At 43.4% G+C, this 9,284-nt stretch carries 7 protein-coding genes and 1 tRNA gene; 7 read left to right on the forward strand and 1 reads right to left on the reverse strand.

Annotated features, from left to right (window positions below; translation table 11 throughout):
• Positions 1-9 precede the first annotated feature (9 nt).
• Entirely contained in the window at positions 10-1,026 is a 1,017-nt protein-coding gene (locus M1F97_RS06990; RefSeq protein ID WP_247944638.1) for an NAD(P)H-dependent glycerol-3-phosphate dehydrogenase, read from the reverse strand.
• A gap of 206 nt (positions 1,027-1,232) precedes the next feature.
• Between M1F97_RS06990 and M1F97_RS06995 the strand changes: the two genes are divergently transcribed.
• The 7 genes from M1F97_RS06995 (at position 1,233) to M1F97_RS07025 (ending at position 9,284) form a co-directional block, all read left to right on the forward strand.
• A complete protein-coding gene (locus M1F97_RS06995; protein WP_247944639.1) occupies positions 1,233-2,939 on the forward strand; it encodes an ABC transporter ATP-binding protein in 1,707 nt (568 codons plus the stop codon).
• A gap of 1 nt (position 2,940) precedes the next feature.
• The gene (locus M1F97_RS07000) at positions 2,941-4,707 is read left to right on the forward strand and encodes an ABC transporter ATP-binding protein (RefSeq protein WP_247944640.1); all 1,767 of its coding nucleotides are present in this window, start codon (positions 2,941-2,943) and stop codon (positions 4,705-4,707) included.
• A gap of 139 nt (positions 4,708-4,846) precedes the next feature.
• The gene (locus tag M1F97_RS07005; RefSeq protein WP_247944641.1) at positions 4,847-5,536 is read left to right on the forward strand and encodes a gamma-glutamyl-gamma-aminobutyrate hydrolase family protein; all 690 of its coding nucleotides are present in this window, start codon (positions 4,847-4,849) and stop codon (positions 5,534-5,536) included.
• Between the two features lie 168 nt (positions 5,537-5,704).
• On the forward strand, positions 5,705-7,054 hold the full coding sequence (locus M1F97_RS07010; RefSeq protein ID WP_000018247.1) for a glucose-6-phosphate isomerase: 1,350 nt from the start codon (positions 5,705-5,707) through the stop codon (positions 7,052-7,054).
• 134 nt (positions 7,055-7,188) lie between these two features.
• Positions 7,189-8,649 (forward strand): glutamate--tRNA ligase, encoded by a 1,461-nt coding sequence (gltX, locus tag M1F97_RS07015; protein WP_247944642.1) that lies wholly within the window; start codon positions 7,189-7,191, stop codon positions 8,647-8,649.
• Positions 8,650-8,661: 12 nt separating this feature from the next.
• Positions 8,662-9,096, forward strand: a complete 435-nt coding sequence (locus M1F97_RS07020; protein ID WP_084938770.1) for a cytidine deaminase family protein — start codon at positions 8,662-8,664, stop codon at positions 9,094-9,096.
• 116 nt (positions 9,097-9,212) lie between these two features.
• Positions 9,213-9,284, forward strand: a tRNA-Glu gene (locus tag M1F97_RS07025).

Raw genomic sequence — 9,284 nt, forward strand, 5'->3', positions numbered from 1 at the left:
TATAAAGGTCTAAGACCATTCGTTTTCTGCTTTAAATTCGTTGTTCATGATGTCATTGATTGCTTCTTTGATATTGACACCTTCATAGATAACTCGATAAATGGCTTGTGTGATTGGCATGTAGACACCCAATTCCTGAGCCAGTTCGTAAGCTGCTCGAGTCGTTGAAATTCCTTCAATGACCATGCCCATGTTGGCTTCGATGTCTGCGAGGGATTCTCCACGACCGAGAGCGTCACCTGCCCTCCAGTTACGAGAGTGGACAGATGTCCCTGTTACGATCAAATCACCAACTCCAGAAAGACCGCTATAAGTTAGAGGATTAGCTCCAAGAGCGACACCTAGACGGGTGATTTCTGCCAAGCCACGGGCGATGATGGCTGCCTTGGCATTGTCGCCAAATCCTAGACCATGTAATGCTCCAGCACCAACTGCGATGATGTTTTTAAGAGCACCAGCGGTTTCAACCCCGATAACATCCGTATTGGTATAGAGGCGGAAGTAGTGATTGCTAAAGAGATTTTGAACGTACTGGGCAGTTTCCAGGTCTTTAGAGGCCGAAGTGATCAAAGTAATATCCCGCACAATGGTTTCCTCAGCGTGGCTTGGTCCTGAAACAACGACGATGTCACTACGGAGGTCAGCTGGAATTTCCTCTTCCAGAATGGTTGATAGGCGTTTGTGACTATCTGGTTCCAATCCTTTGGAGGCATGCATGATGACAACCTTGTGATTGAGTACCTTTGCTACTTGTTGGGCAACCAGTCTCGTTACTTTTGTTGGGACAACAAATAAAACAGCGTCCACACCCTTTAATGTTTCTCCCAAGTCATGGTAGGCCTTGATTTTTTTGTCGAGTAGGATATCTTTAAAGTAGTGTTTGTTTGTATGTTGGCTATTGATTTCATCGATCTGGTCAGGAATATTTCCCCAAATCCGAACCTCGTGTCCATTGTCGTTTAGAACCTGCGAAAGGGCAGTTCCCCAAGAACCAGGACCCAAGACAGCGATGGTTTGTTTCTTCATTTTTTCCTCCTTGTAAGAGTTCTTCTTATCATTTTATCATAAAAAACCTTTTCATGCATTACTTGCGAGTGAAAGCGCACTAATTTATAATAAGAAAACGCCTTTGACAAGATTCCTCTTTTTTGCTAGAATAGCATCAACATGAAAGAATGAGAGGAGCTGGCGAATTTCGTCACTCCCTTTTGTCTATCTAATTAGGAGGAAGTATGCTGATTGAAAAAATTAAAGCCTATAAATGGCAAGCCTTGGCATCCTTTGTGATGACAGGCTTGATGGTTGCGAGCTCACTCTTGCAACCTCGCTATTTGCAGGAGGTTTTAGATGCTCTACTGGCTGGTCGACATGAGGCTATTTATAGTATTGGGGCATGGTTGATAGGAGTAGCTCTCGTGGGACTGGTTGCAGGTGGTGTCAATGTTATTCTTGCAGTCTATATCGCTCAGGGAGTATCTTCGGATCTTCGGGAAGATGCTTTTCGTAAGATCCAAACCTTTTCTTATGCCAACATTGAGCGGTTTAATGCTGGGAATCTGGTTGTCCGTATGACCAATGATATCAACCAAATTCAGAACATGGTGATGATGGTTTTCCAAATCCTTTTCCGTCTTCCTTTGCTTTTTATCGGTTCCTTTATCTTAGCGGTTCACACCCTGCCTTCGCTTTGGTGGGTAATTGTCCTTATGGTAGTGCTGATTTTTGCGCTTACAGGTGTCATGATGGGGATGATGGGGCCACGCTTTGCCAAGTTTCAAACCCTTCTTGAACGAATTAATGCCATCGCCAAGGAAAATCTACGTGGTGTGCGTGTGGTCAAATCCTTTGTGCAGGAAAAAGAGCAATTTGACAAGTTTACTGAGGTCTCAGATGAGCTTCTGGGACAAAATATTTATATTGGCTATGCCTTTTCAGTAGTGGAACCTTTTATGATGCTCATTGGGTACGGAGCGGTTTTCCTCTCCATCTGGTTGGTTGCGGGAATGGCTCAGTCGGATCCGTCAGTCGTTGGTTCTATTGCTTCCTTTGTTAACTATCTCAGTCAGATTATCTTTACAATCGTCATGGTTGGATTTTTAGGGAATTCTGTCAGTCGGGCTATGATTTCGATGATGCGTATCCGTGAGGTTCTAGATACCGAGCCAGCGATGACTTTTAAGGATCTTCCAGATGAGAATCTAGAAGGAAGTCTCTCTTTTGAAAATGTGACCTTCACTTATCCTACCGATGAAGAGCCCATGCTTAAGAATGTAAGTTTTGAAGTTGCACCAGGTCAGATGGTCGGTGTGGTTGGGGCGACTGGAGCAGGGAAGTCCACCCTAGCTCAGTTAATTCCACGACTTTTTGATCCACAGGAGGGATCTATCAAGATTGGTGGCAAGGATATTCGAGACGTCAGCGAGGGAACCTTGCGTAAAACAGTTTCCATCGTCTTGCAAAGAGCTATTCTCTTTAGTGGGACCATTGCAGATAATCTCCGTCAAGGAAAAGGCAATGCCAGCGTGTCCGAACTGGAACGTGCGGCACGTATCGCCCAAGCCAGTGAATTTATTGGACGCATGGAAAACAAATTTGAGAGTCAGGTCGAAGAACGTGGTACCAACTTTTCTGGTGGACAAAAACAAAGGATGTCGATTGCCCGTGGGATTGTCAGCAATCCACGTATCCTGATTTTTGACGATTCGACTTCGGCCTTGGATGCCAAGTCAGAGAGACTCGTGCAGGAAGCTTTGAACAAAGACCTGAAAGGGACAACAACCATTATCATCGCTCAAAAAATCAGCTCAGTCGTCCATGCAGACAAGATTTTGGTCTTGGACCAAGGACGTTTGATTGGAGAAGGACGGCATGCAGACTTGGTAGCTAGCAATGCTGTCTACCGTGAGATCTACGAAACACAAAAGGGAAAGGAGGAATAAAATGAAAACCGTTCGATTTTTCTGGAATTATTTTAAAGTTTATAAGCTTTCCTTTGTCATTGTGATTCTGATGGTTGCGATTGCGACGATTGCCCAAGCCCTCTTTCCAGTTTTTTCAGGTCAAGCAGTGACGGAGCTCGCTAATCTGGTTCTAGCTTATCAAAATGGGACTTCCGAACTAGCCTGGCAGAGTTTGTCAGCTCTGATGCTGAATCTAGCTCTGGTTGTGCTGGTTTTGGTAGTGTCCAGTTTGATTTACATGGCCTTGATGACCCGTGTGATTGCCGAGTCAACAAATGAAATGCGTAAGGGCCTTTTTGGCAAACTTTCCCGTTTGACGGTTTCTTTCTTTGATCGCCATCAGGATGGCGATATCCTCTCTCGCTTCACGAGTGACTTGGACAACATCCTTCAAGCCTTCAATGAAAGTCTAGTTCAGGTCATGAGCAATATTGCTCTTTACATCGGTTTGATTTTTGTCATGTTTTCAAGAAATGTGACGCTAACCCTGATAACAGTAGCCAGCACTCCAGTGGCCTTTCTCATGCTGGTCTTCATCGTGAAAATGGCCCGCAAGTACACCAATCTCCAGCAAAAAGAGGTTGGGAAACTCAACGCCTACATGGACGAAAGTATTTCAGGACAGAAAGCTGTTATCGTACAAGGGATTCAAAACGACATCGTAGCAGGCTTTGTGGAGCGAAATGAGCGCGTGCGCAAGGCAACCTTTAAAGGAAGAATGTTCTCAGGCATCCTCTTTCCAGTTATGAATGGGATGAGTTTGGTCAACACAGCCATCGTCATTTTTGCAGGTTCGGCTGTCTTGCTGAACGATCCAAGTATCGAAACAACGACAGCCCTAGGTTTGATCGTCATGTTTACCCAATTTTCTCAGCAGTACTACCAGCCGATTATCCAGGTGGCTGCGAGTTGGGGAAGTCTTCAGTTGGCCTTTACTGGAGCGGATCGTATCCAAGAAATGTTCGATGCAGAAGAAGAGATTCGCCCGCAAAATGCACCTACCTTTACGGAATTGCGAGAAGGCGTTGAAATCAGTCACATTGATTTCTCTTATGTGCCAGACAAGCCGATTTTAAAAGATGTTAGCATTTCAGCTCCTAAGGGGCAGATGATAGCAGTTGTAGGTCCGACTGGTTCAGGGAAAACGACCATCATGAACCTCATCAATCGTTTCTACGATGTGGATGCAGGTAGCATTTCCTTTGATGGCAAAGACATTCGTGACTACGACTTGGATAGCCTGCGGAGCAAGGTCGGTATTGTCTTGCAGGATTCGGTCTTGTTTAGTGGAACGATTCGGGATAATATACGCTTCGGTGTGCCAGATGCCAGTCAGGAAATGGTCGAAGCAGCTGCCAAGGCAACTCATATTCATGACTACATCGAAAGTTTGCCTGATAAGTATGATACCCTTATTGATGATGAGCAAAATATCTTCTCGACTGGGCAGAAACAATTGATTTCTATTGCTCGGACCTTGATGACAGATCCTCAAGTCCTAATCTTAGATGAAGCGACTTCCAATGTCGATACCGTAACAGAAAGCAAGATCCAGCATGCTATGGAGGCAGTAGTAGCAGGTCGCACCAGTTTTGTCATTGCCCATCGTCTCAAGACCATCCTCAATGCCGATCAGATTATTGTCCTCAAAGATGGAGAGGTCATTGAACGTGGAAATCATCACGAGTTGCTCAAACTCGGCGGTTTCTACTCAGAACTGTATCACAATCAATTTGTCTTCGAATAAAAAAGAAGTTGTCCTCATTGGGCAGCTTTTTCTTATCCATAAAAAATACTTATCACGGTCTTTAAAAAAACATATTAGACAGGAAAGGTTTGGAGTGATAAGATAAGACTGTCGCAAGAAAATCGAAAGGAGACACATCATGGCTAGAACGGTTGTAGGAGTTGCTGCAAATCTATGTCCTGTAGATGCAGAAGGGAAAAACATTCATTCATCTGTATCCTGTAAATTTGCAGAGAGCATTCGTCAAGTCGGAGGTCTCCCTTTAGTGATTCCTGTTGGAGATGAGTCCATTGTGCACGATTATGTGGAAATGATCGACAAACTCATCTTGACAGGTGGACAAAATGTCCATCCCCAGTTTTATGGAGAGAAAAAAACCATCGAGAGCGATGATTACAACCTAGTGCGAGATGAGTTTGAATTAGCCCTCTTGAAAGAAGCCCTTCGTCAGGATAAGCCCATTTTAGCAATCTGCCGTGGGGTCCAGCTGGTCAATGTTGCTTTTGGCGGCACTCTCCACCAAGAAATTGAAGGTCACTGGCAAGGTCTGCCTTTTGGGACATCTCATTCTATTGAAACAGTAGAAGGAAGCGTGGTGGCTAAGTTGTTTGGCAAAGAAAGTCAGGTCAACTCAGTCCATCGTCAAAGTATTAAAGATCTGGCGCCTAATTTCCGTGTGACAGCGGTGGATCCTCGAGACCAGACGGTGGAAGCGATTGAGTCTATAGACGAGCATCGTATCATTGGTTTGCAGTGGCATCCAGAGTTTTTGGTCAATGAAGAGGACGGCAATTTAGAACTGTTTGAGTATTTATTAAATGAATTGTAACGGTTAGAATATCTAGCCGTTTTTATTCGTCCTTTCAGATTTTTTGTATTTTAGCGTTTTTACGCAAACGTTTGAATTATGATAAAAATTGGGCAAATTCAATAAAAAAGCTTGAAAAAATCGAAGGTAAGCGTTATGATAGAAAAGAAGAAATATTGGAGGATTATCATGTCACATATTAAATTTGATTATTCAAAAGTTTTAGACAAATTTGTTGCCCCACATGAAGTGGAATACATGCAAGCACAAGTAACAGCTGCAGACGAATTGATTCGTAAAGGAACTGGTGCTGGTAGCGACTTTTTGGGTTGGTTGGACCTTCCTGAAAATTATGACCGCGAAGAATTCGACCGCATCTTGAAAGCTGCTGAGCAAATTAAATCAGACAGCGATGTTTTGGTTGTAATCGGTATCGGTGGATCTTACCTTGGTGCCAAAGCAGCCATCGACTTCTTGAACCACCACTTTGCTAACTTACAAACAAAAGAAGAGCGTAAAGCGCCACAAATCCTTTACGCTGGAAACTCAATTTCATCTACTTACCTTGCTGACTTGGTAGAGTACGTAGCTGACAAAGACTTCTCAGTAAACGTGATTTCTAAATCAGGTACAACAACAGAACCAGCCATTGCTTTCCGTGTCTTTAAAGAACTCTTGGTTAAGAAATACGGTCAAGAAGAAGCTAACAAACGTATCTACGCTACAACTGACCGCCAAAAAGGTGCTGTTAAGGTTGAAGCAGATGCCAACGGTTGGGAAACATTTGTTGTTCCAGATGACATCGGTGGACGCTTCTCAGTCTTGACAGCAGTTGGTTTGCTTCCAATCGCAGCATCAGGAGCTGACATCAAAGCCCTTATGGAAGGTGCGAATGCAGCTCGTAAAGACTACACTTCAGACAAGATTACTGAAAATGAAGCTTACCAATATGCAGCAGTTCGTAACATCCTTTACCGTAAAGGCTACGCTACTGAAATCTTGGTAAACTACGAGCCATCACTTCAATACTTCTCAGAATGGTGGAAACAATTGGCTGGTGAGTCAGAAGGGAAAGACCAAAAAGGGATTTACCCAACTTCAGCAAACTTCTCAACTGACTTGCACTCATTGGGTCAATTTATCCAAGAAGGAACTCGTATCATGTTTGAAACAGTTGTCCGTGTTGACAAACCACGTAAGAACGTGATCATTCCTACTTTGGAAGAAGACCTTGATGGGCTTGGTTACCTTCAAGGAAAAGACGTTGACTTTGTAAACAAAAAAGCAACTGACGGTGTTCTTCTTGCCCACACAGACGGTGATGTACCAAACATGTACGTAACCCTTCCAGAGCAAGATGCCTTCACTCTTGGTTATACTATTTACTTCTTCGAATTGGCAATTGCTCTTTCAGGTTACTTGAATGCCATCAACCCATTTGACCAACCAGGTGTTGAAGCATACAAACGCAACATGTTTGCCCTTCTTGGGAAACCAGGATTTGAAGAATTGAGCAAAGAGCTTAACGCACGTCTATAGTCTGTAATAGAAGAAAAGAGTGGCTTGTCCACTCTTTTTACTCTCTTTATTCGTAGACATTGGACTCAGGCGAGACTTGTGATATAATATAGAAAGCAAAAAGGCAGACGCCTAGAGACTTTATAGGAGAAACTATGTCAAAAGATATCCGCGTACGCTACGCACCAAGTCCAACAGGACTACTACACATCGGAAATGCCCGTACAGCATTATTCAACTACCTCTACGCACGCCATCATGGTGGAACTTTTATCATCCGTATCGAAGATACTGACCGCAAACGTCATGTCGAAGACGGAGAACGTTCACAGCTTGAAAACCTTCGTTGGTTAGGCATGGACTGGGATGAAAGCCCAGAAACACATGAAGACTACCGCCAGTCTGAGCGTTTGGACTTGTATCAAAAATACATCGACCAATTGCTAGCCGAAGGAAAAGCCTACAAATCTTACGTTACAGAAGAAGAGTTGGCGGCTGAACGCGAACGTCAAGAAGCAGCTGGGGAAACACCTCGCTACATCAACGAATATCTTGGCATGAGCGAAGAAGAAAAAGTAGCTTACATCGCAGAACGTGAAGCAGCTGGTATCATCCCAACTGTCCGTTTGGCTGTCAATGAGTCTGGTATCTACAAATGGCATGATATAGTCAAAGGTGATATCGAGTTTGAAGGTGGCAACACCGGTGGTGACTGGGTTATCCAAAAGAAAGATGGCTACCCAACTTACAACTTTGCTGTTGTGATTGATGATCACGATATGCAAATTTCTCATGTTATCCGTGGAGACGACCACATTGCCAACACACCAAAACAGCTCATGGTCTATGAAGCGCTCGGATGGGAAGCGCCAGAATTTGGTCACATGACTTTGATTATCAACTCTGAAACGGGTAAAAAATTGTCTAAACGCGATACCAACACCCTTCAGTTTATCGAAGACTACCGTAAAAAAGGTTATTTACCAGAAGCAGTCTTTAACTTCATTGCTCTTCTTGGTTGGAACCCAGGTGGCGAAGATGAAATCTTCTCTCGTGAAGAACTCATTAAACTTTTCGATGAAAATCGCCTCAGTAAGTCTCCAGCAGCCTTCGACCAGAAGAAACTCGACTGGATGAGCAATGATTATATCAAGAATGCAGATTTAAGAACTATCTTTGAAATGGCAAAACCATTCTTAGAGGAAGCAGGCCGTTTAACTGACAAGGCTGAAAAATTGGTGGAACTCTATAAACCACAAATGAAGTCGGTAGATGAGATTGTTCCATTGACAGACCTCTTCTTCTCAGACTTCCCAGAGTTGACAGAGGCAGAGCGCGAGGTCATGGCGGGCGAAACAGTTCCAACAGTTCTTGAAGCCTTTAAAGCAAAACTTGAAGCAATGACAGACGATGAATTTGTGACAGAAAATATCTTTCCACAAATCAAAGCAGTCCAAAAAGAAACAGGTATTAAAGGGAAAAATCTTTTCATGCCAATTCGTATTGCTGTATCAGGTGAAATGCATGGACCAGAATTACCAGACACCATTTTCTTACTCGGACGTGAAAAGTCAATCCAGCATATTGAAAACATGCTGAAAGAGATTTCTAAATAAAAAGGACTTCCGATGGATACATGGGAAAAAATGTATGAAGAAGCACGAACCTTATACAATCCACATGAAGTTTCTGACTTTGTTTATGCTAACCATGTTGTTGCTGCGGTAGAAGCAGAAGATGGACAGATCTTCACAGGATTTTGTATGGAGGGCACTTGTGGCGTTTTTCATCTCTGCGCAGAACGAGCAGCTCTCTTCAATATGTATCAATCTTCAGGACAAACTAAAGTTAAGAAAATCCTTGCCTTTCGAGATAAACCTCCCTACGGCGAAGGGTCAGGTATGCCCTGTGGCGCTTGCAGAGAATTTCTCTTAGAATTGAATGCTGAAAATAAAGAAGCGGAGTTCATGATGAACTACGAAACAAGAAAAACAATCAAAGTTGCCGAGTTGATCCCATACTGGTGGGGAGAGGAACGTGCAACTAATTGTCAAACCAAATAGATAGGGTCAGTTTAACTGGCTCTTTTCCATTATCTTTTCAGAATTTCGATAAAGAGAAAAAAAGTTCTTGACAAAGGGGAAAAAGTAGGTATAATAGAAAGAGTTGAAAAACTCAAGGTCCGTTGGTCAAGGGGTTAAGACACCGCCTTTTCACGGCGGTAACACGGGTTCGAATCCCGTACGGACTA

This window comes from Streptococcus oralis (assembly GCF_023110435.1).
In the GTDB taxonomy this organism is placed as follows: Bacteria; Bacillota; Bacilli; order Lactobacillales; family Streptococcaceae; genus Streptococcus; species Streptococcus oralis_CF.